Origin of the sequence: Streptomyces sp. B21-083, assembly GCF_036898825.1 — a bacterium.
In the GTDB taxonomy this organism is placed as follows: Bacteria; Actinomycetota; Actinomycetes; order Streptomycetales; family Streptomycetaceae; genus Streptomyces.
In genome coordinates this window covers 607,747-633,606 of sequence record NZ_JARUND010000002.1, presented here as the reverse complement: position 1 = coordinate 633,606, position 25,860 = coordinate 607,747, and the positions used below count along the sequence as shown (strand labels likewise).

21 protein-coding genes and 1 pseudogene are annotated in these 25,860 nt (G+C 72.1%); 12 read left to right on the top strand and 10 right to left on the bottom strand.

What is annotated here, in order from left to right:
* Positions 1-48 precede the first annotated feature (48 nt).
* Both QA861_RS26840 and QA861_RS26835 read right to left on the bottom strand, forming a co-directional pair.
* The gene (locus QA861_RS26840) at positions 49-795 is read right to left on the bottom strand and encodes a maleylpyruvate isomerase family mycothiol-dependent enzyme (RefSeq protein WP_334591146.1); all 747 of its coding nucleotides are present in this window, start codon (positions 793-795) and stop codon (positions 49-51) included.
* Positions 795-1,691: an alpha/beta fold hydrolase gene (locus tag QA861_RS26835; protein WP_334591144.1), complete on the bottom strand. Its 897-nt coding sequence runs from the start codon at positions 1,689-1,691 to the stop codon at positions 795-797. Before QA861_RS26835 ends, QA861_RS26840 begins: the two co-directional genes overlap by 1 nt.
* Positions 1,692-1,983: 292 nt before the next feature.
* Between QA861_RS26835 and QA861_RS26830 the strand changes: the two genes are divergently transcribed.
* Positions 1,984-3,618 carry a glycoside hydrolase family 43 protein gene (locus QA861_RS26830; RefSeq protein ID WP_334591143.1) on the top strand — a complete coding sequence of 545 codons (1,635 nt, stop codon included), beginning with the start codon at positions 1,984-1,986 and terminating at the stop codon, positions 3,616-3,618.
* Positions 3,619-3,784: 166 nt separating this feature from the next.
* On the opposite strand, the gene QA861_RS26825 is transcribed toward QA861_RS26830, so the two are convergent.
* Entirely contained in the window at positions 3,785-4,459 is a 675-nt protein-coding gene (locus QA861_RS26825; RefSeq protein WP_334591142.1) for a TetR/AcrR family transcriptional regulator, read from the bottom strand.
* A 478-nt stretch (positions 4,460-4,937) separates the two neighbouring features.
* On the opposite strand from QA861_RS26825, the gene QA861_RS26820 reads away from it, so the two are divergent.
* From QA861_RS26820 to QA861_RS26800, 5 genes are all read left to right on the top strand, one after another.
* Entirely contained in the window at positions 4,938-8,150 is a 3,213-nt protein-coding gene (locus QA861_RS26820) for an amidohydrolase family protein (RefSeq protein WP_334591141.1), read from the top strand.
* 64 nt (positions 8,151-8,214) lie between these two features.
* Positions 8,215-8,694 (top strand): RpiB/LacA/LacB family sugar-phosphate isomerase, encoded by a 480-nt coding sequence (locus tag QA861_RS26815; protein WP_334591140.1) that lies wholly within the window; start codon positions 8,215-8,217, stop codon positions 8,692-8,694.
* 72 nt (positions 8,695-8,766) lie between these two features.
* A complete protein-coding gene (locus QA861_RS26810; protein WP_334591139.1) occupies positions 8,767-9,666 on the top strand; it encodes an SIS domain-containing protein in 900 nt (299 codons plus the stop codon).
* Between the two features lie 73 nt (positions 9,667-9,739).
* Positions 9,740-10,588 carry a class II fructose-bisphosphate aldolase gene (locus tag QA861_RS26805; RefSeq protein ID WP_334591138.1) on the top strand — a complete coding sequence of 283 codons (849 nt, stop codon included), beginning with the start codon at positions 9,740-9,742 and terminating at the stop codon, positions 10,586-10,588.
* 28 nt (positions 10,589-10,616) lie between these two features.
* Positions 10,617-11,405: an AraC family transcriptional regulator gene (locus QA861_RS26800; protein WP_334591137.1), complete on the top strand. Its 789-nt coding sequence runs from the start codon at positions 10,617-10,619 to the stop codon at positions 11,403-11,405.
* Between the two features lie 69 nt (positions 11,406-11,474).
* Here QA861_RS26800 and QA861_RS26795 read toward each other — a convergent pair whose 3' ends face one another.
* Positions 11,475-12,611, bottom strand: coding sequence for a methyltransferase (locus QA861_RS26795; protein ID WP_334594854.1), 1,137 nt, complete (start codon positions 12,609-12,611; stop codon positions 11,475-11,477).
* Between the two features lie 86 nt (positions 12,612-12,697).
* Here QA861_RS26795 and QA861_RS26790 point away from each other — a divergent pair, with 86 nt between their 5' ends.
* The 4 genes and pseudogenes from QA861_RS26790 to QA861_RS26775 form a co-directional block, all read left to right on the top strand.
* The gene (locus QA861_RS26790) at positions 12,698-13,339 is read left to right on the top strand and encodes an alpha-ketoglutarate-dependent dioxygenase AlkB family protein (protein ID WP_334591136.1); all 642 of its coding nucleotides are present in this window, start codon (positions 12,698-12,700) and stop codon (positions 13,337-13,339) included.
* 48 nt (positions 13,340-13,387) lie between these two features.
* Positions 13,388-14,632, top strand: coding sequence for an ROK family protein (locus QA861_RS26785; RefSeq protein WP_334591135.1), 1,245 nt, complete (start codon positions 13,388-13,390; stop codon positions 14,630-14,632).
* 157 nt (positions 14,633-14,789) lie between these two features.
* Positions 14,790-15,107 carry an SHOCT domain-containing protein gene (locus QA861_RS26780; RefSeq protein ID WP_334591134.1) on the top strand — a complete coding sequence of 106 codons (318 nt, stop codon included), beginning with the start codon at positions 14,790-14,792 and terminating at the stop codon, positions 15,105-15,107.
* Positions 15,104-15,313 (top strand): annotated as a pseudogene (locus QA861_RS26775) (ABC transporter ATP-binding protein); the annotation flags it as partial. The gene QA861_RS26780 and the pseudogene QA861_RS26775, both read left to right, overlap by 4 nt.
* Positions 15,314-15,385: 72 nt before the next feature.
* Here the strand turns inward: QA861_RS26775 and QA861_RS26770 are convergent.
* Positions 15,386-15,961 (bottom strand): ATP-binding protein, encoded by a 576-nt coding sequence (locus tag QA861_RS26770; protein ID WP_334591133.1) that lies wholly within the window; start codon positions 15,959-15,961, stop codon positions 15,386-15,388.
* Positions 15,962-16,199: 238 nt separating this feature from the next.
* Positions 16,200-16,523 carry a hypothetical protein gene (locus QA861_RS26765; RefSeq protein WP_334591132.1) on the bottom strand — a complete coding sequence of 108 codons (324 nt, stop codon included), beginning with the start codon at positions 16,521-16,523 and terminating at the stop codon, positions 16,200-16,202.
* A 335-nt stretch (positions 16,524-16,858) separates the two neighbouring features.
* Between QA861_RS26765 and QA861_RS26760 the strand changes: the two genes are divergently transcribed.
* Complete coding sequence (locus QA861_RS26760) at positions 16,859-17,992, top strand: PLP-dependent cysteine synthase family protein (protein WP_443041586.1); 1,134 nt, start codon at positions 16,859-16,861, stop codon at positions 17,990-17,992.
* An 89-nt stretch (positions 17,993-18,081) separates the two neighbouring features.
* On the opposite strand, the gene QA861_RS26755 is transcribed toward QA861_RS26760, so the two are convergent.
* Positions 18,082-18,900 (bottom strand): DeoR/GlpR family DNA-binding transcription regulator, encoded by an 819-nt coding sequence (locus tag QA861_RS26755; protein ID WP_334591131.1) that lies wholly within the window; start codon positions 18,898-18,900, stop codon positions 18,082-18,084.
* A gap of 379 nt (positions 18,901-19,279) precedes the next feature.
* Between QA861_RS26755 and QA861_RS26750 the strand changes: the two genes are divergently transcribed.
* Positions 19,280-21,691: a hypothetical protein gene (locus QA861_RS26750; protein ID WP_334591130.1), complete on the top strand. Its 2,412-nt coding sequence runs from the start codon at positions 19,280-19,282 to the stop codon at positions 21,689-21,691.
* Here QA861_RS26750 and QA861_RS26745 read toward each other — a convergent pair.
* The 3 genes from QA861_RS26745 to QA861_RS26735 all read right to left on the bottom strand — a co-directional run bounded on the left by QA861_RS26745 (position 21,661) and on the right by QA861_RS26735 (position 25,836).
* Positions 21,661-24,099: a right-handed parallel beta-helix repeat-containing protein gene (locus tag QA861_RS26745; RefSeq protein ID WP_334591129.1), complete on the bottom strand. Its 2,439-nt coding sequence runs from the start codon at positions 24,097-24,099 to the stop codon at positions 21,661-21,663. The genes QA861_RS26750 and QA861_RS26745 overlap by 31 nt on opposite strands.
* Positions 24,100-24,216: 117 nt before the next feature.
* Entirely contained in the window at positions 24,217-24,822 is a 606-nt protein-coding gene (locus tag QA861_RS26740; protein WP_334591128.1) for an Rv1733c family protein, read from the bottom strand.
* Between the two features lie 189 nt (positions 24,823-25,011).
* Entirely contained in the window at positions 25,012-25,836 is an 825-nt protein-coding gene (locus tag QA861_RS26735) for an MOSC domain-containing protein (protein WP_334591127.1), read from the bottom strand.
* Between the last annotated feature and the right edge of the window lie 24 nt (positions 25,837-25,860).

Genomic DNA, 25,860 nt, shown 5'->3' with positions numbered 1-25,860 from the left:
AATGTAGATGCAACAAAATGGCTCGACGGTGCGGAACGTGTGTCGACGTCAGACGGCGGACCTCTCCTGCCACAGGGCGGCGAGCGCGGGATCGCCGGTCACGCCGGTGAACGGCTGCCGGTTCCACAGTGCCAGGTAGAGAGAGGCGGCCGGGCCGGTCACCTCGCAGTCGGCTTCCCGGTTCGACGCCGCCTGGAGGGTGGTCCGTTCGGCCGCCGGCGGCTCCGACGACAGCCGTACGCTCCACACCGCGTCGTCCCGGTCCGTCGCCCGCACCCGTAGCAGGCGGGGTCCGTCCGTGCGGACCTGGCTGTTGGCGCGGGCGTGGAAACCGAGCAGCAGTTCGTCGATGCCGTCCACCGCGAACTCCGGGGCGAACGGCGTGCGCGCGGGACCGACGGCGGACTCGGCGTCCACCCGGTGGACGGCGGTCTCATGGGCCTGCCGCCGGGCCCAGAAGGCGAGGGGTGAGGGGGCGGCCATGAAGCTCCAGCACTCGACGTCGGGCGGGGCCGAGGCGAGGGTGTCGACGAGGGTGCGGTGGCCCTCCCTGAACCAGGTGAGCAGCGCGCCGCCGTCGAGGTCGGGCGGGCTGCCGGGGCGATGGGGCGACATGTTCCGCTCGGCGACGTACGAGGCGGCCCAGCGGTGCGCCACGCCCGTATGGAGCACCAGGTCGCGCACCTGCCAGCCCGGGCAGGTCGGCACCTTGGCGTCGGTCCCTGCCCGCTCGGCCGCGTCGGCCATCAACTGGCCCTGCGCGTCCAGGATTTCCACGAAGCGCACGATGTCCATCAGGCGGTCTCCAACGGGGAGTCGAGAGGTTTTGGAGGGGTCCGTGCGGTGGTTGCCCACCTCGGGAACGCTTGGGTGGTAGCCACGAACCGGTCCGCGTCGTCGAGCCAGGGGAAGTGGCCGGCGCCGGGCTGGACGACGAGTTCGGCGTGCGGGAAGAGCGCCGAGAGCTCGGCCATCGCGGGCGGCGGGGAGTTGAGGTCGACCTCTCCGGCCAGGACGAGGACGGGCGCAGCGAGTGAGGTGAGCGCCGCCCGGGTGGCCGCCGGGTCGAAGGCGCCCTCGGCGGCGAAGGCGGCCGCGGCCTCGTCGTGGCGATGTTCGTCCTCGGCCGCTCGGTGGGCGCGTGCGGTCTCGTCCCAACGGCCGTACCAGAAGGGGGCGATGGCCTGAAAGGTGTCGGCGTCGGGCCGGCCGGCGACGAGGGCCTCCAGGGCCGCGAAGGCCTCCGGGAACCACGGCTCGTCCTGGCGCAGCCGTGCCGTCCGGATCCGGACGTCCCCGGTGACGGTGACGCCGACGGCCAGGACGCTCGGGGTGATCAGCGCGAGGCTACCGACGCGTTCCGGGTGTCGTGCCGCGTACAGCACGGCCAGGTTCGTGCCGGCGGAGTGGCCGAGCAGGTCGAGCCGGTCGAGGCCGAGGTGTTCACGCAGGGCCTCGACGTCCTCCACGAGACGGTCGCAACGGTAGGACGCGGGATCCTCCGGCGTCGCGGACCGGCCGGTGCCCCGGGGATCGAGCATGATCAGGCGCCGGTGCGCGGACAGACCGCCGAGGTCCCCGAGGTAGTCGGAGTCCCGCATCGGGCCGCCGGGAAGACAGACCAGCGGCGGCCCCTCCCCGAGTACGCGACAGGCCAGCTTGGTTCCGTCGTAAGCGGAGAAGACAGACATGGCCACGACTCTCGCAGCGCCGTTCCGGCCGGGCAACCGGATTTCACGTGCCCCGGACCGCCCGCGGCGAACCCATGGACGGTGACCAGGGGCGGCGAGGATCGGAGGGCCGGACTCCGGACGCCGAAGGACGGACTGCGGATGGACCGCGGACAGGCTGCGGACGGGCTGCGGACGGGGCGTTGCTTGCGAACGTGTTCGACACTACGGTCCCTCTTGATCATCCGATCATCGGCCCGCTGCTTCGAGGGTTGTCAGACGTGGGCCGTGGGGCCAGGGAGAGTGGGCGTACATGCCACAGCCGACCGCGCGAATCATCCGCAATCCCGTGCTGGCCGGCTCGCACCCCGATCCGTCCATCGTCCGGGTGGGGGCGGACTTCTACGTGGCGACCTCGACGTTCGAGTGGTACCCGGGCGTACGTCTGCACCACTCCAGGGACCTGGTGCGCTGGCGCTCCCTTGGTGGGGCTCTCGACAGCACACGGCTGCTGGAGTTGACCGGGCGGCCGGACTCCGGCGGCGTGTGGGCGCCGAATCTGAGCCACGTGGACGGTCTCTTCCACCTCGTCTACAGCAACGTGTCGACATACGCGGGCGGCTTCACCGACAGCCCCAACTACCTGACGACCGCCCCGTCGATCGACGGGCCGTGGTCAGACCCGGTACCGCTGCACGCGCGTGGCTTCGACGCGTCGCTGTTTCATGACGGGGACCGGAGTTGGCTTGTGAACCTGGTTCACGACTGGCGCCCGGGCCACGGCGGTTCGGCGGGCCTGGAAGCGACCGCGTTCGACCGTGCCGCGCGCCGTACGACCGGCGAGCCGGTCAGGATCGTGCTGCCGCCCCAGGCCGGCTGGATCGAGGGCCCCAACCTCTACCGTCGCGGCCCCTGGTACTACCTGCTGACCGCCGACGGCGGAACCGGCTACGACCACCAGGTCACCGTGGCCCGCTCGGCCGCCCTGACCGGCCCCTACGAGCGCGACCCCTTCGGCCCGCTGATCACCGCCCGCGATCACCCCGACCTGCCGCTGCAGAAGGCCGGGCACGGCAGCCTGGTGCACACGCCCGCCGACGAGTGGTACATGGCGTATCTCGTCGCCAGGCCTCTCGGCCGACACGGTCCGTGCGTGCTGGGCCGCGAGACCGCGCTCACCCCCGTCACCTGGACCACCGACGGCTGGCCGCGCACCCCGACCGGCCTGCCCGCCGTAGAGGTACCCGCCCCGGACGTGCCCCTCGCCGATGCCGAGGAGGAGCCCGCAGGCCCCGGTGACACACGCCCCAGGGAGTACGACGGTTTCGACCGGCCGGCCCTCGGCCCCGCCTGGTCCACCCTGCGCCGCCCCGCCGCCCCCGACTGGCTCTCGCTCACCGAGCGCCCCTCCCACCTGCGGCTGCGTGGCGGACGCTCACCGCAGAGCCTCACCGGCGCGAGTCTGGTCGCCCGCCGGGTGACCGCCGCGCGCTGCGCGTTCGAGGCGACGGTGGAGTACCGGCCTCACGGAGTACAGCAGTTGGCCGGCATCACCGCGTACTACAACTCACGCGCCTGGTACTACCTCCACCTCACCGCCGACGACCGGGGCGAGACGGTGCTGCGCGTGACGAGCTGCGACCGGGGCGCGGTGAGCGTCGACGAAGCGGGCGAGGTACGCCTCGACGACACCGCCAGGCTCCGGCTCGGCCTCGACCTCGACGGCACCACGCTCCGCTTCCGCTACGACACAGGGCCCGGCTGGCGCCCCCTCGGCCCGTCCCTCGACGCCACCGTGCTGTCCGACGAACACGCCGAGGAGATCGTGGAAGGGCAGATCCGGTCCCTGGGATTCACCGGCGCGTTCGTCGGCCTGTGGGCGTGGGACCTGACAGGCGGGGGCCTGCACGCCGACTTCGACGAGACCACGTATCGCGTCGCCGACTGATTCACACGCCGTTGCGCGATCGAATGGCCCGCGACGTCACCTCGGCCATCCCGGATCGCTGCGGTAGTGCAGCCCAGCCCGCCCACGTTCCAACTCGGCGGCCGATACGGCATGTTCGGCCACGTCAACTTCGGATTCAGCAGGTGCGGGAGACCAGGCACCTCGCTCAACCCTGGCTGTTGTGTCCGAAGGCGCGCAGAAGGAGGGGCAGGAAGCGGTCGGCGGCCTCCGTAGCGGTTGCCGCGTCGACCTGGTCCGGCAGCAGAGGAGTGAGGAAGAACCTGCTCATCATGGGGCCGATGACCAGGTCGCCGAGCAGGTCGGCGCCGATCTCCGACGGCGGGATCTCACCTCGGTCCACCGCACGCCGGGAGATCTCCTCCATGCGCCGGCGGACAGGCAGTACGAACGCGTCGACGAGAGCCTCGGCGAGCGGGGCGTTGTACGCGGCCTCGCCGATCAGGGTCCGCAGCACCCCTCCCTCTCTCCCGGTCAGCGATGCCGCCTTGTCCCGGAGCAGGGCGCGCAGGTCGCCTTCGAGCGTCCCGGTGTCCGGTTGATCGGTGAGTTCCCAGGCATAGGCGGCGGCAGCGTCGACGACCAGGACCTCCTTGGACGGCCAGCGCCGGTACAGGGTGGCGGTCGACACTTTGGCGCGGGCCGCGACGGCGGCGGTGGTGAGCGAGCCATAGCCACTCTCGGTCAACACGGCCAGAGTCGCATCCAGCAACGCACGGTCCCGCGAGGCGTCGCGGGGCCGCCCCCGACGTGCCGCGGTCGGGGAGGGTGCGGGCTGGTCGGAGGGTTGTCGCGGGGTTTCCGGAGGTGTGGGAGGAGTCACCTCGCCACCCTATAACTGCTACGAAACGGAACGCTTTCGTTTCATATTGAAAGTCGAGGTGGCACCAGCCGCTGCCGCACCCGACCCCCGGCTCGTCGACGCCGGGGGTCGGCACCTCAACAGGGCTGTCTTCCCGGCCCCGTTGGGACAGATGAAGTCAGGATTCTCGGCCTGCCGCAGCGACAGTGATATCGCGATCAGCACGGCGCCCTGCACTACGGCTGGGGGAGCCCGACCTTCGACGATAGGGAGGGATTCCAGGTCGGATGGATGCCGTCGGCCACCGCGCCGACGACCGTGCCCACCCCGCCGAGCACACGCGCCGCGATCAGCGAGAGGCAAGGTCCACGGCAGGGTGAAGTTCGGCCGAGAAACGCCGGGCGGGGTCCCCTGAAGGGCGCTCCGCGCCTTACGTTCTCCTCAGCGATCTCCCCGTCCGACCGGTCCGACACGCCAACTCCGCTCACCGGGAGCCCTCTTGGACGCCGAAGACACCCCCACCAGCACCACGGACGACACCTGGTTCGGTTCGCTTTCCCGCCGCAGATTCCTCCAGGCCACCGCCACCGCCACCGCACTCGCATCCGCCGGTACGACGGTCGCGTCCGCCGCGCCCCGTTCGGCGGCGAACCTCACCTTCACCGCTGCCACGGGCGGGTCCGCGACCCTCGCCCCCACAGGTGACCGGCTGGTCGCCGAAATCCAGAACGTGCTGTGGGCCGTGCCGCGCGGTGGGGGCGTCGCTGTCGCGCTGACCTCGCCAGGTCTGGAACCCACGCGCCCGCAGTTCTCGCCCGACGGCAGCCGTCTCGTCGTCTGCGCCTACCGGGGCGGAGGCTTCCACCTCTGGACACTCCGGCCCGACGGCACCGGGCTGCGGCAACTCACCGACGGGCCGTGGGACGACCGGGGGCCCGCCTGGTCGCCGGACGGCACCCGGATCGCTTTCGCCTCCGAGCGCGGGGGCGACACCGTGACCGGCGCCCCGTACCGCGTCTGGGTCGTCGACGTGCGCACCGGCGCGCTGACCCGGCTCACCGGCCGCCCCGGCCAGCAGGGCCCGGGACAGGACACCGCGTGGGAGGACTTCGACCCGACCTGGTCGGCCGACGGTGAGCGGGTCCTGTTCGTGCGGGCGACCGTGCCCGCGCCGGGCACCCTCCGCGCGGCCACCGTGGCGGCGGTGCCCGCCGACGGCTCGGGCCCGGTCACCACGGAGCACACCGACGACTCCGGCGCCCAGCTCATGACCCCCGCCGTCTCGTCCGCCGGACGCCTCGCCTACCTGCGCACCACGGCCGCACCCGCCGCCTCCTGCACCCTCGTCGTGGACGGCACACCGGTAGCCGTCGACGGCGACCTCCTCCCGGCGCCGCCCCGCTGGACGCCCGACGGCGAGCGGCTGCTGCTGAACATCGACGGCCACTTCCGGCTGGTCGACCCGGCCGCGCCGGACGACGGCGAGGACATCCCCTTCACGGCCACGCTGCCCGTGAGACGGCCCGACTACCGCGTCAAGGCGTACGACTTCGAGGCCGCCGGTGCCCGTCCCGTGCGCGCCCTCCACCTGCCCGCCCTCTCCCCGGACGGCCGAACCGTCGCCTTCGCCGCGCTCAACGCGTTGTGGACGGCCGGCACCAGGGGCGGCCGTCCGCCTCGCAGGGTTCTCCAAGTCCCCGCCACGCGCTACGTGTTGGCGCCGACGTGGACGCCTGACGGCACAGGTCTGGTCTACGCCGACGACCGCGACGGCCTGTTCACCGTGCGGCGCCGCGACCTCGACTCCGGCGCGGAGACCGTGCTCGCCGGCGGCGGCCGGGTCTTCCCCGCCCTCTCACCCGACGGGACACGGCTGGCCTGCCTGGACATGTCGGGCAACCTCGTGGTGCGCGACCTGTCCGACGGCACCGAGCGGGTCCTCGCCGCAGCACTCGGCGCGGGCGGCCTGCCCGGCCGCCCCAGCTGGTCGCCGGACAGCCGCTACGTCGCCCTGTGCGACCGGAACCGGGTCAACCAGCGCTTCCGCGAGGGCTACAACCTCATCCGCGTCGTCGACACCACCAGCGGCACCGCCGCCCTGCACGCCGTAGCCCCGCACACCTCGATCGCCGACCGCTACGACTCCGGCCCTGTCTGGTCCCCGGACGGCCGCTGGATGGCGGTCGTTGCCGAGTCGACGCTGTGGCTGCTGCCGGTCCGCGCCGACGGCACCCCGGACGGGGAGCCCCGCAGGCTCACCACCGAGCCGGCCGACCATCCGTCCTGGTCCGCCGATGCCCGCACCCTCCTCTACCTCTCCGCGGGCACCCTGCGCCTGATCGACATCACCGACGGCAGCACCCGTACCGTCCGTGTCCCGATGGACTACCGCAGACCCCGGCCGGCCGACACGGTCGTGCACGCCGGCCGCTTCTGGGACGGCACCGGGCCGGACGTCCGCGAGGACATCGACGTCGTGGTCCGCGACGGCCGTGTCGCACAGGTCGCCCCGCACCGGGCCGGCCGCCCGGCCGCGCGCCGGATCGACGCGAGCGGGCGCACAGTGATCCCCGGCCTGTGGGACGCGCACACCCACCCCTGGCAGTCCACCTACGGTGGCCGCCAGACCGCGCTGCAGGTCGCCTACGGCATCACGACGGCCGTCTCCCTCGGCGGCTTCGCCTACGAACAGGCCCGCATCCGCGAGGCGGTCGCCGCGGGAGCCCTCGCCGGACCCCGGCTGCTGTCCACCGGCGAACTGCTCGACGGAGATCGCGTCGCCTACAGCATGGCCCGCGCCCACCGCACCCCCGAGGGCCTGCGCCGCTCCCTGGCCCGTGCGCGGGCGCTGGACTGGGACTTCGTGAAGACGTACGTGCGGGCACCCGGCTGGGTGATGAAGGAGGCCGCCGACTTCGCCCACGACCAGCTCGGGGTACGCAGCGGAAGCCATCTGTGCAGCCCCGGCGTACAGCTGGGCCAAGACCTGACGACCCATCTGCAGGCCACCCAGCGACTGGAGTTCGGCCGTGCGACCACGGCCACCGGGCGCGCCTACCAGGACGTGGAGGAGATCTACACCCGTACCGGCTTCCATCTGATCGCCACCCCGTTCACGGCGTTTCCCCTGCTCGGCGCCGACCCCGCGCTCGCGGACGACCCGCGCGTCACCACGCTCATGCCACCGTGGGACACAGCGCTCGTCCGGCAACAGGCGGCGGCGCCGCCCACCGAAGCCCAACTGATGACGTTGGACAGGGAGTTGGATGTCTACCGGCGGATCCTCGCGGCGGGCGGCCTGGTAGCGCTCGGCACGGACCAGCCGCTCGTCCCGGTGGGCCTGCATCTGCACCTGTCCCTGCGCGCACTGCACCGCGCCGGCCTGTCACCGGCGGAGGCGCTGCGCACCGCCACCCTGCTGCCCGCGCGGGTCTTCGGCGCCGATGCCGACCTGGGCACGCTGGAGGAGGGCAAACTCGCTGACCTGACAGTCGTGGACGGCGACCCTTTCACCGACTTCGCCACCCTGATCCGCACCGTGGGGGTCCTGCGCGGCGGCATCCCCTTCGAACAGGCGGACCTGGTCGACGCCTTCGAGCCCACCACCGCCCGGCGCAACGCCCCACAGCGATCGGCCTCGGACGTGGACTGGCTGGAGGTCAGCCGCCATATGCGACGGGAGGGCTGCTGCTCCCCGGAGAGCGGAGGCTGACCGGCGGGGAGGGCGGCTGCGCGATGTGACGTGGGTCTTTGGCGCGGCTGGGTAGTCTCAGGCCATGCGGATCTCCGTTTCCTCGGACATGGACGAACCCGTGGCCCGCGCCCTCCTCGGAGAGCTGCGCGATCGCGGCCACGACGTGGTGACCCACGGGGCGCTGAGGCCCGGCGACGACCCGCAGTGGGCCGCCTGCTCGGAGGCGGCGGCCCGCGAGGTCGCCGCCGGGAGCGCCGACCAGGCCGTCGTGTGCTGCTGGACCGGTACGGGCGCGTCGATCGCCGCGAACAAGGTGCCCGGCGTCCGCGCGGCCCTGTGCACGGACGCCTACACGGCGGACGGCGCCCGTCGCTGGAACGACGCCAACGTGCTCGCGCTCAGCCTGCGCCTGACGTCGGAACCGCTGCTCAAGGAGATCCTCGAGGCCTGGTTCGCCGCTGAGGCGAGCACGGACACCGAGGACCGGGCGAACGTGGCCCGAGTCGAGCGGCTCGACAACGACAGAAACTCCCTTTTCCCGCGTCGCACATCGAGTGCTTGATTCTGCTCGAAAATGGACTGTACCTTGCAGGAACGAGCAGTCCGTAGGTTCTCTCGGGGAAGGGCGCACGACATGACCCATGTAGAGGACGAGCTGAGAAACCAGCCCGAGTGCTGGACCCGCGCCGCCGCGGAGGCGACCGACCATGTCGGCGTGCTGCCGGTGGCGGGGGAGCGGGTAGCGGTCGTCGGCTGCGGCACCTCGTACTTCATGGCGCAGGCCGTCGCGGCTCTGCGGGAAGGCGCGGGCCAGGGCGAGACGGACGCCTTCGCCGCCTCCGAGTTCCCCTACGGCCGCCGATACGACCGAGTCGTCGCCCTCACCCGGTCGGGCACCACCACCGAGGTACTCGAACTGCTCCGGCGGCTGCGGGGTGCCGAGCCCGTGGCTGCGCGGACGCGGACGGTCGCCATCACCGCCGATCCCCGAACTCCCGTACGGGAAGCCGCAGATGATGTGGTCGTACTCGGCTACGCGGACGAACAGTCCGTCGTGCAGACGCGATTCGCCACCACCGCCCTGACGCTTCTCCGCGCCCACCTCGGACTGCACGACGAGGCCGTGGTCGACGACTGCCGTACGGCGCTGACGACTCCGCTGCCCGAAGGGCTCGTCGAGTGCACGCAGTTCACCTTCCTCGGCCGGGGCTGGACGGTGGGGCTCGCCAACGAGGCCGGACTGAAGATGCGCGAGGCGTCCCTGTCCTGGACCGAGGCCTACCCCGCGATGGAGTACCGGCACGGCCCCATCAGCGTCAGCACCCGGTCCACGGCGACCTGGATGTTCGGTGAGGCACCGGACGGGCTGGCCGAACAGGTGCGGGCCACAGGGGCGTTGTGGGTGCCCGGCGCTCTCGATCCGCTCGCCGAACTCGTGCGTGCCCAGCGCCTCGCGGTCGCGGTGGCGGCGGCGCGGGGCCTCGACCCGGACCGCCCGCGTCACCTCACCCGCTCGGTGATCCTCACCCCCTGACACTCGTCGGCAGCCAGTCACCGCGCACTCGTTGACCGAAGCCCGACCGAAGTCGACCGAAGGGGAAGTGGCCGTGCCGATCGTCACCACCGGTGAGCTCATCACCCGGGCCGCCGCCGCGCGTACGGCGGTCGCCGCCTTCAACATCATCACCCTGGAGCATGTCGAGGCCGTCATCGCCGGTGCCGAGGAGGCGGGTTCACCCGTCGTCCTCCAAGTCAGCGAGAACGCCGTCAAGTTCCGCTACGGGCGGCTCCTCCCGCTGGCCCGCGCCGCGGTCTCGGCCGCCGAACGCGCTGCCGTACCCGTCGCGTTGCATCTCGACCACGTGCAGAGCGACGGCCTGCTGCGCCAGGCCTCCGAGGCAGGATTCAGTTCCGTGATGTACGACGCGGCACGGCTCCCCTACGCCGAGAACCTCGCCGCGACCCGGGCCGCCGCCGACTGGGCGCATGCCCAAGGGATGTGGATCGAGGCCGAGTTGGGCCAGTTGGGCGGCAAGGACGGTCGGGCTCCGCTGGACGCGCACGAACCCGGCGCCCGGACCGACCCCGCCGAGGCGCAGGCCTTTGTCGCCGAGTCGGGGGTGGACGCCCTGGCGGTGGCCGTCGGCAGCTCGCACGCCATGACCACCCGGACGGCAGCCCTCGACCTGGACCTTCTGAAGCGGCTGTCCACCGTTCTGGACGTCCCCCTCGTCCTGCACGGCTCGTCCGGTGTGCCGGACGGCCAACTCGTGGCCGCCGTCGCGTTAGGCATCGCCAAGGTCAACATCGGCACGGCCCTGAACATCGCCATGACCGGCGCCATCAGGGAGTTCCTCGCCGCCCACCCCGAGGCGGTCGACTCGCGCACGTATCTGAGCGTGGGGCGTGAGGCGATGGCGCGGGCGGTGACCAGGATCATCGGCGTACTCGGCTGACAGGCATCGGTACTGGTAGTTTTTCACCATGCGCGAAACGGAGCTGCACCTGGGCGAGCCGCCTCACGTGGCGAACGCGGGCGTCGGCGTGCACGGCGTCGCGAGCCGCACCGACGTCTTCCGACTGCCGGAGCTGTGGCAACTGCACCTCTACCAGTACGAGGCCGAGCTCACCGTCGACGGCACGGCGCACCTGATCCGCCCCGGCCGCGTCAGTCTCGTGCCGCCCGGCAGCACGGTCCGCTTCCGCTACCAGGGCCGCTCCGAACACCTCTACGCACACCTGCGCGTCCCGCCCGTCGGCCCGTCGCGCACTGTGCCCGTCGTGCAGGACGCCGGCCCCGAACTCCCCATCCTCACCGGCCTGTTGCTTGCGGCGATCGCCGCCGTGCCGCGCGCACCCGAGCACACGCGAGCCGAGATCTGGACCGCGCTGTGGCGCATCGCCCACCTCACCCCGGACACCGAACGCCCGGGCCCCGGACCGCACCCGGCGGTCGGCGCCGCCATCGCGTACATCGAGGGACGGCTGGCCGCCCCGCTCACCGTGCCCGCCGTCGCCCAGGCGGCGGGAGTCTCGCACAACCACCTGACCAGGCTGTTCAAGGCCGCGACCGGCGACACGGTGGTCGGCTACATCCGCCGCCGCAGACTCGACCGCGCCCGCCACCTGCTGCGCGCCTCGACCCTGTCCATCCCCGCCGTGGCCGCCTCGGTGGGCATCCCCGACCTGCAGGCGTTCAACAAGGCCTGTCGCCGCGAACTCGGCGCGTCACCCCGAGCCCTGCGGGGAGAGACGACCGCGGCCGAGATGTGAGGCGGTCTGAATTCACCACCCACAACACCACAGCACCACATCGCCATGGCGCGTCACTGCCTGGCTGTCTCACTGCCTCACGGCCTTCAGGACGACGAACTTGGCGTCGCTCGCGACGAGTTGGCTGTTGCCGAACAGCTTCCGCAGCTTGAGGTGATAGCCGAGATGACGGTTGCCGATCACATACAGCTCACCGCCCGGCCGCAGCGCCCGCCGCGCGCCCGTGAACATCCGCCAGGCCGTGGCGTCCGACGTCGCCTGGTGGGTGTGGAACGGCGGATTGGTGAGCACGACGTCGACACTCCCGTCCGCGGTCCCGGCCAGTCCGTCGCCGACCCGGAACTCGGCACGCTCGTCCGGCAGGTCGTTGGCCCGGTACGTCGCCTCCGCCGAGGCCACCGCCTGGAACGACTCGTCGAGGAACAGCAGCTCGGCCTCCGGCGCGGCCAGCGCCACCGCCGTACCGACCACACCGTTCCCGCAGCCCAGGTCCACCACCCGGGCGGGGCCCGCCGGCTCCGGCAGATGCCGGAGGAAGAACCGGGTGCCGATGTCGAGACGCTCGGCACAGAAGACGCCCGCGTGGTTGACCACAGGGTGTCCCGAGGCAGGGCCGATGCCGTCGGGCAGCTCGTAGCGATACGGCCAGGGACTGGCACTCCGGTCCACGGACGGAGCGACGGTGGAGTGGATGAGCCGGGCCTTCTTCTCCGCGAGGGAGGTCCGCGTCGGGCCGACGATCCGTTCGAACAGCTTCAGCGTCGAGGTGTGGATCTCCTTGACCATGCCGGTGCCGACGACGACCGTGCCCTCGTGCAGGGCCGGCGCCAGCCGCAGCAGCTGGTCCTCAAGGAGCGCCAGGCTCTTCGGCACCCGCACCAGCAGCACGTCCACGCGCTCGGGCGGCGGGTCCTGCGTGGTGAGCAGCCGCACGGAACCCTCGTCCGCGCCGGCCCGCCGCAGATTCGCCCGGGTCGCCTCCTGGGCCAGGAACGAGTCGGTGATCTGCGTCGGCCGGTGCGGGGCGAGCGCGGTGGTGAGCGCGCCCCAGCGGTCGCCGACGACCACGACCGTGCCGGACAGCTCGGTCCCGGACTCCGCGAGGTGCCCGAGGAGGTACTCGTCGGAGGCGTCCCAGGCGCGCAGCCGTTCACGCGGGTCGGCGGGGAAGCGGGTCAGTGTCAGCTCGGACCAGGGAGTCGCCATACGGTCGTTCATCGTGGCCCCAGGCTAACCGAGCCACAGCTCACGCCCCGTCGGCCCCCTCGGCCCCGTCGGGCACCATGGACACCATGGACGCCGAACTGTTCCCCCGGGCCCGTACGGAGATCGCGCCTGGCGCGTCGCACGTGCCGGACTGGCTGGACGCGGGGCGTCAGCGCGAGCTGCTGGACGCCTGCCGTGACTGGGCGCGCCCGCCCGCCGGCCTGCGCACGGTCCGGACGCCCGGTGGCGGCACGATGACCGCCCGCCAGGTGTGCCTCGGCCGCCACTGGTACCCGTACGGCTATGCGAGCACGGTCGTCGACGGCGACGGCTCGCCCGTGAAACCGTTCCCAGAGTGGCTCGGCGAGCTGGGAAGGGAAGCGGCCGAGACAGCGGGCTACGACAGCGGCATCGACTACGACATCGCGCTGATCAACTTCTACGACGCCGACGCCCGCATGGGCATGCACCGCGACAGCGACGAGAAGTCGGACGCGCCCGTGGTGTCCCTGAGCCTCGGCGACACCTGCCTCTTCCGCTTCGGGAACACGGCGACACGGACCCGGCCCTACACCGACGTCGAGCTGCGCAGCGGTGACCTGTTCGTCTTCGGCGGCGCGTCCCGGCTCGCCCACCATGGGGTGCCCCGGGTGTACGAGAGCACGGCGCCACCCGAGTTGGGACTGACCGGCCGGTTGAACATCACGCTCCGGGTCAGCGGTCTCTAGGCCCACGGTGCGGTCACCGGTCGTAGGGATCATGGGAGACTCGCCCTCATGAGCGGCAAGGCTGACCCCCGGACGGCGGGGGAGGGGACCACCTCAAGGACGCGGTTGGACCGGGGGCGCGGCGCGCTCGGGCCCGCCTTGGAGCTCGTGCACACCGGTCGGGCGCCCACCCGGGCCGTGCTCACCGCCGAACTGGGGGTCACCCGGGCGACGGCCGGTGCGGTGGCGTCCGAGCTGGAGGCGCTCGGGCTGATCAGAGTGGACGCCCGGCCCGGGGCGGCGGCCGGTTCGCAGGGTCGTCCCTCGCACCGGCTCGACGTCGCCGAGGACGGGCCCGTCGTAGTGGCCGCGCAGGTGCACGCCGACGGGTTCCGGGCCGCGCTGGTCGGGCTCGGCGGGCGGATCGTCGCCACCGCGCCCGGCTGCGAGACCGTCGACGCCGACCCGGCGAAGGTGCTCGGCTCGGTCGTCGACGCGGGCGCCGAGCTGTTGCGCGACACCGGCCGACGGTGTGTGGGCGCCGGTCTCGCCGTGCCGTCCGCCGTCGCCGAACCCGAGGGCCTGGCCCTGAACCCGCTGCACCTCGCCTGGCCGGCCGGTTCGGCGGTACGGGAGATCTTCGCCGAGCGGGTGCGGGAGGCGGGCATCGCAGGCCCGGCCTTCGCGGGCAACGACGTCAACCTCGCCGCGCTCGCCGAACACCGGCACGGCGCCGGACGCGGCGCCCGCGACCTGCTCTGCGTGGCCACCGGGCACCGGGGGGTGGGTGGGGCGCTGGTCCTCGACGGGCGCCTGCACACGGGCAGTTCTGGCCTCGCACTCGAAGTGGGCCACCTCACCGTCAACCCCGAGGGACGCCCCTGCCACTGCGGCAGCCGCGGCTGCCTGGACGTCGAGGCCGACCCGCTCGCCTTCCTCATCGCGGCGGGCCGCGACCCCGGCCCCGAGGTGTCCCTGCTCCAGCAGGCCAACGACCTGATCCGCGAGCAGTACACGGACCCGACGGTCCGCACGGCCGCCGAGACCCTGATCGACCGCCTGGGCCTGGGCCTGGCGGGCCTCGTGAACATCCTCAACCCGGACCGCATCATCCTCGGCGGCCTGCACCGCACCCTCCTCGACGCCGACGCGGACCGCCTTCGCGCGGTGGTCGCCGACCGCAGCCTGTGGGGCCGCAGCGGCGGTGTTCCCATCCTGGCGTGCACGCTGGACCACAACAGCCTGGTGGGAGCGGCCGAGCTGGCGTGGCAACCGGTACTCGACGACCCGCTGGGGGCGCTGGCCCAGCCCTAGGACGCATCTCCGGAAGCAGGTGGGAAGCAGTCGGAAAGGGTCCGTGTACTCCCGGGGAGGTACAGGTACTGCCGTCGGCCGTACGACGACCCGGGCCCCCTCCCCGCGGGAACCTCGAGTCATCAACGAAGAACCCCGACCCGGGAGATGACTCGACATGCAGACCCTCGCGAACTGGAACGGTGGCCCCGGCCCGTGGATCCTGTTCTTCCCGCTGATCTGGGCGGCCGTCGTGATCGGCGTCGTCACCGTCCTGCGCCGCACGGCCTGGCGCGGTCGCCGGGGCCCGTGGCGCCCCGTGGGCGGCCGTGACGACACGCAGGACCGTCTCTCCGGCGACGCGCCGCTCGCCGTACTGGGCCGACGCTTCGCCTCCGGCGAGATCGACGAGGACGAGTACTGGCGGCGGCTTTCCGTCCTCGACGAGCAGTTCGGGGTCACGGGCGGCCGTCCGGGCAAGGGCGGTGCGGTATGACCACTGCCACCACGACCCGTACGGCGGCCGGTGTCGTCGACGCGGTGAAGGTGTACGGCGGTGGCGGTACCGCCACCGCCGTACGGGCCCTCGACAGCGTGAGCGTCGGCTTTCCGGCCGGGCGGTTCACCGCGATCATGGGCGTCGCGGCCGGCGCACTCGCGGGTCTGCGTCCGGCCCGGCGAGCGGCACGCCTGGACGTACTGCGGGCCATCGCCGGCGAGTGACGTACGGGCACGGCAGGGGGAGGGGGAGGGATGCCGGCGGTCACCGCCCGGTCAGCCGACAACGGCCGACCGGGCGGGAGCGTGTTCCGGCCTGCGCCGGAGTACCCCCGGCTTGTGTCCCTTGTCGTACGGCGGCTCGTCGAACCCGGGCCCGTCACACGGCTGCTCCTCGAACGGCAGCTGTGCGGGCGCCGCGGTCGCGGGCTGGGTCTCAGGAGCCGCCGCCACCGGTGCGACCGGCGGCAGGGTGAACCAGACGACCTTTCCGGACTCGCCGTCCGGCCGCACACCCCAGCTCTCGCTGACCGCGGCGACCATCGCGAGGCCGCGTCCGCAGGTGGCGGTGGGATCCGCGTCCCGCAGTTCGGGAATGCGCGGGTCGTGATCGTGGACCGAGACGGTGAGCCGGTCGAGCAGGACCTCGATCTCCACGGTGCACAGCTTGTCGGGCTGGGCGTGCCGGTGGACGTTGGTCAGCAGTTCGGTCACACCGAGCGAGGCCCGGTCTATCAAGGGGTCCAGATGCCAGTAGCGCAAATGTGCAGAGACGATTCTGCGGACCTGGCCGATCCGCGACGGCAGGGCTTGGAGCTCCACCGTGCAGTGCCTGCTTGGGTGACTGATCACGGCTTGCGACTCCCCGAATTGAGGTCCGGAAGAAGACACGAGAGCGGATCCAGCAGAGTGGCTGTGTGCAATGGCCGCCTGCTGTCTATGGCCGGCGGGCTGGTTCGCAGCGTTATCGCCGGTAAACCCAGAGTGATGTGTGACAAGCGTGACTCAGGGGACGGAAAGCCGCAACTCGCGGCATGGTTCCGGGCGTACTCGGTGCCCGCGCGAGGCAGGGCCCACGATCCCCGTCGTCTTAGTGCCCGCGCCCCGCCGCATTGCGTACCGCCTCGATGAAGCGACGCGCCGCGGGCGGTCCGGGCCGGCCCGGCGCGGGGTCGTGTTCCCCCAGCGTCAGCAGGTAGCGCTTGCCGTTGAGGTCGGCCAGCGCCCGGTCGGCGGCCGCGAACCAGGGCTTCGATGCCCGCACCGCCTGCACGGGAGCGCTGTCGATCTCGCTGCCGTAACTGGTGAGCAACTCCAGCCTGCCCCCGCTGATCCGGACCTGTCCGGCCCGGGTGAGGGAGCGCAGCCTCTTCCCGATCCGCACGCCCGTGGCCGTGAACTCCGGCTCCGCCATGATGCTCCGCCCCCTAGTCGGCCTGTGCCGAGATGCGTGGTGATACCGCGTGGAACGTGATCCAGTGCGCGCCCCCGTGCCGTGCAGTCTGCCTGCCCCCGACGAGGAGCACCAGTGCGTACGACGCTCTGAGCCAACCGGCGGAAGCACTCAGCGGGATGCGCCCCGAGCCTTTCCGCCCCCCGTCCGGCGTTTGCCCATCCCATCACCCCAGGCCTGCCTTTGGGTCTCCCAAAGGGATGTTTATGCAGGTGAGGAGCGTGTGCAAGGTGTCTATGATCGAGGTGTCCGGCTGCCCGACGAGCTGTCGGCGCGCGCATCGCAAGGAGCCTGACGTGAGCATCCCCGACCCCACCGGGACCGCCGAAACCCTGGACACGCTCGACGTGGACCGCAGCGACGCCGACTACCGGGCCTGGCTCAAAGAGGCCGTCCGCAAGGTCCAGGCCGACGCCAACCGCTCGGCCGACACACACCTGCTGCGCTTCCCGCTGCCCGAGAAATGGGGTATCGACCTGTATCTGAAGGACGAGTCCACCCACCCCACCGGAAGTCTCAAACACCGCCTTGCCCGCTCCCTCTTCCTCTACGGGCTGTGCAATGGCTGGATCCGCCCCGGTCGCCCGGTGATCGAGGCGTCCAGCGGCTCCACCGCCGTCTCCGAGGCGTACTTCGCGAAGCTGATCGGCGTGCCCTTCATCGCGGTGATGCCCCGCACGACCAGCGCCGAGAAGTGCCGCCTCATCGAGTTCCACGGCGGCCAGTGCCACTTCGTGGACGACTCCCGCAAGATGTACGAGGCCTCGGCAGCCCTCGCGGCGGAGACGGGCGGCCACTACATGGACCAGTTCACCTACGCGGAACGGGCCACGGACTGGCGCGGAAACAACAACATCGCCGAATCCATCTTCCGCCAACTGGAACTGGAACGTTTCCCCGAGCCCGCGTGGATCGTCGCCACGGCCGGCACCGGCGGCACCTCGGCGACGCTCGCCCGCTACGTCCACTACACGCAGCGCGACACCCGTATCTGTGTCGCCGACCCGGAGAACTCCTGCTTCTTCGAGGGCTGGACCACCGGCGATCCGGACGTCACCTGCGACTGCGGCTCGCGCATCGAGGGCATCGGCCGCCCCCGAATGGAACCCAGCTTCGTCCCCGGAGCGGTGGACCGCATGATGAAGGTCCCGGACGCGGCGAGCATCGCAGCGGTGAGAGCCCTGGAACAAGCCATCGGCCGCAAGGCGGGTGCCTCCACGGGCACGGGCCTGTGGAGCGCCCTCAAGATCGTGGCGGAAATGGTCGAGCAGGATCAACAGGGCAGCGTCATAACCCTCCTGTGCGACCACGGCGACCGCTACCTGGACAAGTACTACTCGGACACCTGGCTGAAGGAACAGGCCCTGAACATCGCGCCTTACGGGGCAAAAATCGAGAGCTTCCTGAAAACGGGCGAGTGGCCCAACTGACCTATAGGGGCGCGGGGAACTGCGCGACAAGCCACAGCGAACCCGCACCCGCGCCGGCACCTGTCAGGCCACCCCCTTGGGCGCCCCCCTCAACTACCCCCCTCACCGGCGACAACCAGCCGCCGCAAATGCTCCGCAACCTCACCCCGAGCCTCAGGCACCAACCCCGAGTCCGTCACCAACGTATCCACCTGCTCCAACGCCGCGAACGAACTGAGCCCCACCGTCCCCCACTTGGTGTGGTCGGCAACCACGACAACGCGCCGAGCGGACTGCACCAGCCGCCGATTCGTCTCCGCCTCCGCGAGGTTCGGCGTGGACAACCCGGCCTCGACCGATATCCCGTGCACACCGAGGAACAGCACGTCGAAGTGGAGCGACGCGATCGCCTGGTCGGCCACCGGCCCCACCAGCGAGTCGGACGGCGTCCGCACCCCGCCGGTCAGCACCACCGTCGCCGCCCCCTGCCGCTGCCCCGACACGCGCTGCGCGGTGTGGAAGACGTCGGCCACGCGCACCGAGTTGGTCACCACCGTCAGATCCGGCACGTCCAGCAGATGATGCGCCAGCGCGTACGTCGTCGTACCGCCCGACAGGGCGATCGCCGAGCCCGGCGCGACCAGTTCCGCCGCGGCCCGGGCGATGTCCTCCTTGGCCGTCAGTTCCAGGCCGGACTTGGCCTCGAACCCCGGCTCGTGGGTACTCGCCTCGACGACCGGCACCGCGCCGCCGTGCACCTTCTCCAGGACGCCCTGGCGGGCCAGCGCGTCGAGGTCACGGCGGACGGTCATGTCCGACACGCCGAGCTTGCGGGTCAGTTCGTTGACGCGAACGCCCCCGCGACGCCGTACCTCGTCGAGGATCAGGGCGCGGCGCTGCTCCGCGAGGAGATTCTGGTTGTCATTCACGAGCGCTCCACGTCCTTCCGGGGTTCCTCCGGGCCTGCCGGTCCACTCGCCCCCACCAACTCCGACACGTCCCGCACACCCGCTGCGCACCTGCTGCGAACCCGCTCCGACAAGGACATTCCTCCTGCTCGCGGCCCGGCGGACGTCCCATACTCGCATGGGCCGGTACTCGTCGCGCCACTGCCCGTCACGACGTGGACATGCCACTCTGGCAACACCGGCTCCTCGCCTGTCACACGGATCGGGGAGATTCCGTGACGAGAGGTGTACGGAGCCCACCTGGCGGAGATCCTCCAGTCCCGCCCGGCATCGTCGTTCACAGGACGAGGGCCGCCGGCGAGGCACGGGGGAAGCACGAGCAACGGGGGAAGTGCGAACAGTGGAGCACGCACAGGAACGGGCCTCGACGCCCGGAGCGAACGGCGCGGCCGAGCCGCCCGGAAGAGCCGAAAGAACCGAACGGACCGGGGCGGGAGCGACCACCGGCATCGCCCTGGAGTTACTGGTGCACGGCGTGGGCGGTGCCACGCCCGAGAAGATGCTCAACGATCCGCGGACCGTGCGCATCACCGGCGACGACACGGCCGCCGTCTTCCGGCGCGCGGACGACGCCGGGGCGGAGGACCGGCCCGCGGACCCGCACGGCGCACCGGTGCGCGAGGCGTACGTGTGGTGCAACCTCACCTCCGGCAACGGCACGCGCGCCCTGTGGCTGTTGCTGCTGCCTTTCATGGTGGTCAACCTCGCGCACTGGATGCGCCCCACCGCCCGCGACCGGCAGCGCACGGTCCGCCTCTACGGCCTCCTGGTACGCCTCGCCGGCCTGACCCTCACCGTCCTCCTGGTCGCCGCCGCCTGCGAGGTCGCCCTCGACCTCACGGCCTGGCAGTGCGCGGGCACGCGCGCGTGCGCCGAAGCGCACTCCTGGCTCGGTTTCCTCTCTCCGGCCGAGTCGGGCGGCGGTTGGTGGAGCCCGCCGGGCCGCCGCCTGGCCCTGGCCGCCGTGGTGCCGGCCGCGCTCACCGGCCTCCTGTGGTTCCTGTCCCGCCGCACGTGGCGCGCGTACGAGTCCCAGCGGCCGATGGCCCACGCCCCCGAGCCCGCCGACGAGAACATCCGTACGGCGCTGGGGCGGCCCGGATTCTGGTACGGCCGACGGCTGGTCGCCCGGCTGCGTGCCGCGCACACCGCGGCCGGACTGCTGACCGTCGCCGCCGCCCTCGGCTCGGCCGCCGCCCGCCACGACCGCCAACCCGGCGGTCCGGCGATTCTGGAGACCCTGGCCGGGCTCCTGTACGTGTCGCTGGCCGCCGGGGCCGTCGCCGTGGTGTGGGTGGTGTGCCGCCGGGGACGCAGCGAGAGACACCTCGACCAGGAACTCGACGCCCGGCTCGTCCGCCTCCTGCCGGGCGGCGCGCTCGCCCTGCTGCTCCTGACGGCCGTGTACGCGGGCTGGTCGCGTCCCGGGTGGCGGTCCGCGGGGCGGCTGCCGGGCGACACGACCTTCGGTACCCTCGCGCTGCTGCAGGGCGTCATCGTCGTCGTCCTGGCCGTCGTCGCCCACCTGCTGTACCGCGCCCACCCCGACCCGCGAGCCGCCATGCGCGGCCTCGGTGGACCCGCCGTCGCCACGCTCGCCTGCGCGCTGGGCGGCGTGATGTCCGGCGGAGTGTCCCAGCGCGTCGCCGACTGGCTCGACGGCACCGGCGCCACCATCGAAGGCCCGCCGGTGCTGCTGACCTGGCAGGCATCCGTGATCCCCGCCGTTCTCCTGGTGGTCCTGGGCCTGATCGGCTGGCTGGCCCGGCGCACTCTGCAGCTGCGCCGCGCCGAGCTGGACGCCGTCGAGCAGGACTACGACGACGGCTCCGGGGAGCCCATGGACGCCGCTCGCACCCGCCGGATCGCGAGCATGCGCGCGATGGCCGCGCTCACCGACCGGGCGCCCCGCATCGTCGGGATCACCACCGCGGTCACGCTGCTCCTGGGCGCCACCGCGCTGATCGGAGCCCGGATCACGGACGACACGCCGGGAGACGCCTCGCACGGCGCGTACGCGGTCGTCCAGGGTGCCGCCGAGACCGCCCAGGCCCTCGGGTCCTGGCTGATCGGAGTCGGCTTCCTGCTGTTCGTCACCTGGGGGCGGCGCGCCTACAAGGACCCGGCCGCGCGGCGCACCATCGGCATCCTCTGGGACGTCGGCACCTTCTGGCCGCGCGCCTCCCACCCCTTCGCACCGCCCTGCTACGCGGAGCGCGCCGTGCCCGACCTGACCTGGCGGATGGCCACCTGGACCGAGGCCACCGGCGGACGTCTCGTCATCTCCGGGCACTCCCAGGGCAGCGTGCTCGCGGCGGCCGCCGCCTGGCAGCTGAAGCCGTCCGTACGGCGGCGCGTCGCGCTGCTGACGTACGGCTCACCGCTGGAGCGCCTCTACGGGCGCTGGTTCCCGGCCCACTTCGGCCCCGCCGCGCTCACCTCGCTGCACCACGACGTGGCCTGCTGGCGCAACCTGTACCGGCTCACCGACCCGATCGGCGGCCCCGTACACCTGCCCGGCGACTGCGGCCCCGAAGTGGACCGCGCACCGCTCAGGGACCCGCTCGCCTACGGCCGCAGCAAGGAGCATCCGCTGCCCTCACCGATCCTCGGCCACTCCGACTACCAGGCCGACCCGGCCTTCGCCGAGGAGCGCGAGAAACTGCTGGCGCGGCTGAGGCCACGCGAGGCGCTGCCCGGGCCGCGGCCCGGAACCGGGGCTCAGGGCAGCTCGGGCAGGTCCTCGGGGTAGAGCAGGGTCAGGTCGTCCGTGCTCGGCGCGGTGTGCTGGGCGACGCGGCCCGCGTGCCGCTCGACCATCGCCTCGAACGTCTGCCGCGCCGTACGGCCGTTGCCGAACGTCGCGCCCTTGGGGATCGCCTCGAAGTACTTCAGCAGGGACTCGGAGGCGCCCGGGCCGAGCCGGTACTCGTGTTCCTCCGACTGCTGCTCCACGATCCGCAGCAGTTCCTCGGGGCCGTAGTCACCGAACGTGATGGTCCGCGAGAAACGGGAGGCGACCCCGGGGTTGACCGACAGGAAGCGCTCCATCTCGGCCGTGTAACCCGCGACGATCACCACCACGGCCTCCCGATGGTCCTCCATCAGCTTCACCAGCGTGTCGATGGCCTCCTTGCCGAAGTCACGGCCGGAGTCCTCCGGGGACAGCGCGTAGGCCTCGTCGATGAACAGCACACCGCCGCGCGCCCGGTCGAAGGCCTCCTGGGTGCGGATCGCCGTCGAACCGATGTGCTCGCCGACCAGGTCCACCCGGGACACCTCGACGAGATGGCCCTTCTCCAGGACGCCGAGCGCGGCCAGGATCTCGCCGTAGAGCCGGGCGACCGTCGTCTTGCCCGTACCGGGGGAGCCCGTGAAGACCAGATGGCGGCGGGCGGATGCCGCCTTGAGGCCCGCCCGCTGCCGGCGCCGGCCGACCTCGATCATGTCGGTGAGGGCCCGCACCTCGCGCTTGACGCTCTCCAGGCCCACCAGCGCGTCGAGTTCACCGAGGACGTCCTTCGAGGACCGCGCGCTCTCCTCCGGCGCCGGGGCGCCGACCGCCGGCTCCGGCTCCGCGACGCGCTGGTCCGGGATCCCGCCCAGCAGCCCCGTCGACTGGACCGCTGTCAGCACGGCCGTCTCCGGCACCAGGGGCGTCCGCAGGGCCGCGCTCTCGTCGCTGGTGCAGTCCTCGACGACCGGCCCGCCGCCGGTGGCCGCGCCGGAGCCGCCGTCGGCGAACTCGTAACCACCGCGCGCGCAGCGTTCCGTACGGCACTTCGTCAGCGTCGTACGGCAACCGTCTATCACATGGAAGCCGTACCCCTCGCTGCCCGTCACCCGGCAGTGCAGGAAGCTGCCCCGGCCGCCCGCCGACACGTAGAAGCCCGCCTCGGCGGGGGAGTCGACCGTGCAGCGCTCGATGGTGGGGTCGGCTCCCTTGGTGACGATCACGCCCGTCTGGGTGCCGACCACGGTGCAGCCGTTGAGTGTGCCGCCGCTGCCGTGGTCGCGGAACCAGGCGCCCGTCGCCGCGTCCCGGATCCGGCAGTCGTCGAGCTGCGCGGTCGCGCCGTCGCTGACCGACACGGCGGTGTTGCGCACCTGTGAGAGGTCGCTGTCGATGACGTCCGCGCGCGAGCCCCGGTCGAGGACGAACAGCGCGTCCGGCACGTCGTGCACCCGGCAGGACTCGAGAACGGCCGTGGCGCCGTCGCTGATCCACACTGCCGGATAGTCGCCGGTACTGTCGAAGATCTCGCACTGGTTGGCGTCCACGCGCGTGCCCGGGTCCCACACCGAAAGCCCGTTGCGCCCGAACTGACGCACCGTCGTGCGGGTCAGCGTGAGGACCGAGCGGGACCGCAGGTCGACCGCGTTCTCCGGGATGTCGTGGATACGGCAGTCGGCGAGCGTGAGTACGGCGTCGGTGTCGAGCGTCACGCCGTCCGCGGACGTACGGTGCACACCGCAGTCGGTGAGGTGTGCGGTGGCCCGGCCGGTGATGTGGACGCCGCTGCCCTTGACCTCGTAGACCTCGCAACCGACCGCTTCCAGCGCCGAGTTCTCGCCCGAGACCGACAGACCGACGCCCGAGGCGTGGTGCACCCGGCAGCGCTCAAGACGCGGATGGCCGCCGTCGCGCACGGTCACGCCCGCCTGGCCGGCCGCGACGACCTCGCACTCCTCGAACACCCCGCCCGCGTCGTCCAGTACGGCGATGCCGGCGCCCGCCGGGTTGTCGACCGTGCAGCGCCGCACGGTCGGGCGCGCGCCTCCGCGCACCTCGATGCCCGCGGCGGACCGGGTGACGATCCGCAGGTCCATCAGCTCAGGTGTGCCCTCCTCGACGAGCACGGCGGCCGAGGTCGGGTCCTGGCCCTCCACATGCAGGTCCTGGACCACCGCCGAGGCCCGCACGGTGAGCGGTACGCCGTCGACGGGCGCGATGCGCACCGAGCCGGGGGAGCCCTCCGGGCCGCGCAGCGTCACCGCCCGCTCGACGACGAGGTTCTCCCGGTAGGTGCCGGGCGCGACGACGAGGACGTCACCGTCCGCCGCGGCCTCCAGGGCGGCGGCGAGCGACGCGTACTCACCCGTGCGGCGCCGCCACCTCGAAGTGCCGGTGTGCGTCACCTGGACCGTGCCCTGTGCCATGGCGCTGCTGTGCCCCCACCTCGTGGAACGCGGGATGTCGCGGAAGGTGCCGAACGATGTCGGCCGGTCCACCGTAGCGTGCGCGGGCACGGTGGGTTGACCAGAGCCGAAAGGCGGTCAACTACCGGTCCCGGTCCGGCCCCAGTCGGGTCCGGCCCGGTCCCAGGCATGGTCCCAGCGGGCGTACCGGCGACGGACCATGCGCCAGAGGATCAGCCGTCGGCCGCCCTCGACGAACCCGGCCGACAAGGCGGCCGCACCGAACCCGGCGAGAACCGCGTGCGTCGTCGCGGTGGCGGTGTCCAGTGGCTGGGCGGCTATTCGCCCCTGTTCGTCCGTCCACAGCGTGAAGTGGTCGCCGGGATGCGGGGACTTGAGGCTCGCCATGACCTTGCCGTGCTGTTCCGTGCCGTCGGGTCCCCTCCAGTCGGCCTCCACGCGGCTTCTCGCCTCCCGAGGGGCGGCCGACTCGGGGTCGGGCTCCAGCGGGGAGCGGGCCAGCTTCTTGACCACGGTGGCCGTCACGAGATGGCGGGCCTCGCGCTGGTCCCGTACGGCCTGTTGCAGCGCGCCCTGGGCGGCACCGCCGACGAGGACGCCGATCAGGGGCGCCGCCAGAAGGATCAGCAGCAGGGCCGCGAGCGCCACCCAGGCCTCGGCGAGGTCGGTCGCGCGGCGCAGCGGATTGTGCCGCCAGCGCCAGAGTCCGCCGATCGCCCGCACAGCCGCACCCCCCTTCCCGCTCCGTGATAACCCGGTCGAGGCAGTTCACGCACCACGCAGGTCGGAGAGAGAGCGAAATCACTGCGCCGGCTCTCGTCCCGGCAGTCTCATGAACTTCTCACAAAGGCCAACGGACGGGCCCCGTGCCGGTGTTCCCGCCTCCGGGACCAATCGGGAGATCACGCCCGCCTATTCGATGACCGTGAACGGATCACCGACGCGGATGGTGCCGGGATTCTCCGGAACCAGGTTCTGTCCGAAGATCAACTGGTTGTCGACGCGGCGATGGCGCCCGAGCGTGCGCAGCGGTTCCCGCCCGCGTTCGGAGGTGTCCTGGTCGGTGGTCGTCACCACGCACCGCCCGCACATCCTGGCGACCCGGAAGGAGACCTCGCCGATGGCGATCCGGGACCAGTCGTCCTCGGCCCAGGCGGCTGTCCCCGACACGACCACGTTGGGTCTGAAGCGGTTCATGGGCAGGGGACCCTCCTGGGCGTGATCCCCTTGCGCGATCAGCGAGTTGAGGGCGTCGAGCGATGCGAGTGTGGTCACCAGCAGCGGATAGCCGTCGGCGAAGCTCACTGTCTCGCCGGGCAGCGCGAACTCCGGGTCGACCGCGCGGCGGGTGGCCGGGTCGTCCATGTGCACAAGACGTACGTCCTCGCCCAGATACCCGTCGCACCAGGCATGCGCGTCGTCGTCCGCGAGTACCGCCTGCACCTTGGTGCCGAAGATGTCCACCGTCGTCGTGCCCGTCACCTCCGGGACGGACACCGTCAGGGGCGCCTGACCGGGTGCCGACAGGCGAATTCCGCCGTCGGGCAGCAGCTCCGCCGCCGCCTGTGACAGGCGCGGCTGCTGGCGCTGTGTGACGACCTTCCCCTCGGCGTCAATCAGAACCCAGCGCCGGTCTCCGGCCAGCCCCCAGGGTTCCACCACGGCCTGCCGGGGCGCCTGGCCCCGGAACGCCTTGACCGGATGGATGTGGATCGAGTGCAGCTCCTTATTCCCCATGACGCCATCGTGCCAGCAGGCACG

Bases quoted from the DNA above. Each gene is read 5' to 3' on its own strand.
- QA861_RS26745 (WP_334591129.1), bottom strand. From the start codon at position 24,099: ATGGCACAGGGCACGGTCCAGGTGACGCACACCGGCACTTCGAGGTGG.
- QA861_RS26810 (WP_334591139.1), top strand. From the start codon at position 8,767: ATGACCCATGTAGAGGACGAGCTGAGAAACCAGCCCGAGTGCTGGACC.
- QA861_RS26765 (WP_334591132.1), bottom strand. From the start codon at position 16,523: ATGGCGGAGCCGGAGTTCACGGCCACGGGCGTGCGGATCGGGAAGAGG.
- QA861_RS26840 (WP_334591146.1), bottom strand. From the start codon at position 795: ATGGACATCGTGCGCTTCGTGGAAATCCTGGACGCGCAGGGCCAGTTG.
- QA861_RS26815 (WP_334591140.1), top strand. From the start codon at position 8,215: ATGCGGATCTCCGTTTCCTCGGACATGGACGAACCCGTGGCCCGCGCC.
- QA861_RS26795 (WP_334594854.1), bottom strand. From the start codon at position 12,611: ATGGCGACTCCCTGGTCCGAGCTGACACTGACCCGCTTCCCCGCCGAC.
- QA861_RS26735 (WP_334591127.1), bottom strand. From the start codon at position 25,836: ATGGGGAATAAGGAGCTGCACTCGATCCACATCCATCCGGTCAAGGCG.
- QA861_RS26790 (WP_334591136.1), top strand. From the start codon at position 12,698: ATGGACGCCGAACTGTTCCCCCGGGCCCGTACGGAGATCGCGCCTGGC.
- QA861_RS26830 (WP_334591143.1), top strand. From the start codon at position 1,984: ATGCCACAGCCGACCGCGCGAATCATCCGCAATCCCGTGCTGGCCGGC.
- QA861_RS26780 (WP_334591134.1), top strand. From the start codon at position 14,790: ATGCAGACCCTCGCGAACTGGAACGGTGGCCCCGGCCCGTGGATCCTG.
- QA861_RS26785 (WP_334591135.1), top strand. From the start codon at position 13,388: ATGAGCGGCAAGGCTGACCCCCGGACGGCGGGGGAGGGGACCACCTCA.
- QA861_RS26835 (WP_334591144.1), bottom strand. From the start codon at position 1,691: ATGTCTGTCTTCTCCGCTTACGACGGAACCAAGCTGGCCTGTCGCGTA.
- QA861_RS26800 (WP_334591137.1), top strand. From the start codon at position 10,617: ATGCGCGAAACGGAGCTGCACCTGGGCGAGCCGCCTCACGTGGCGAAC.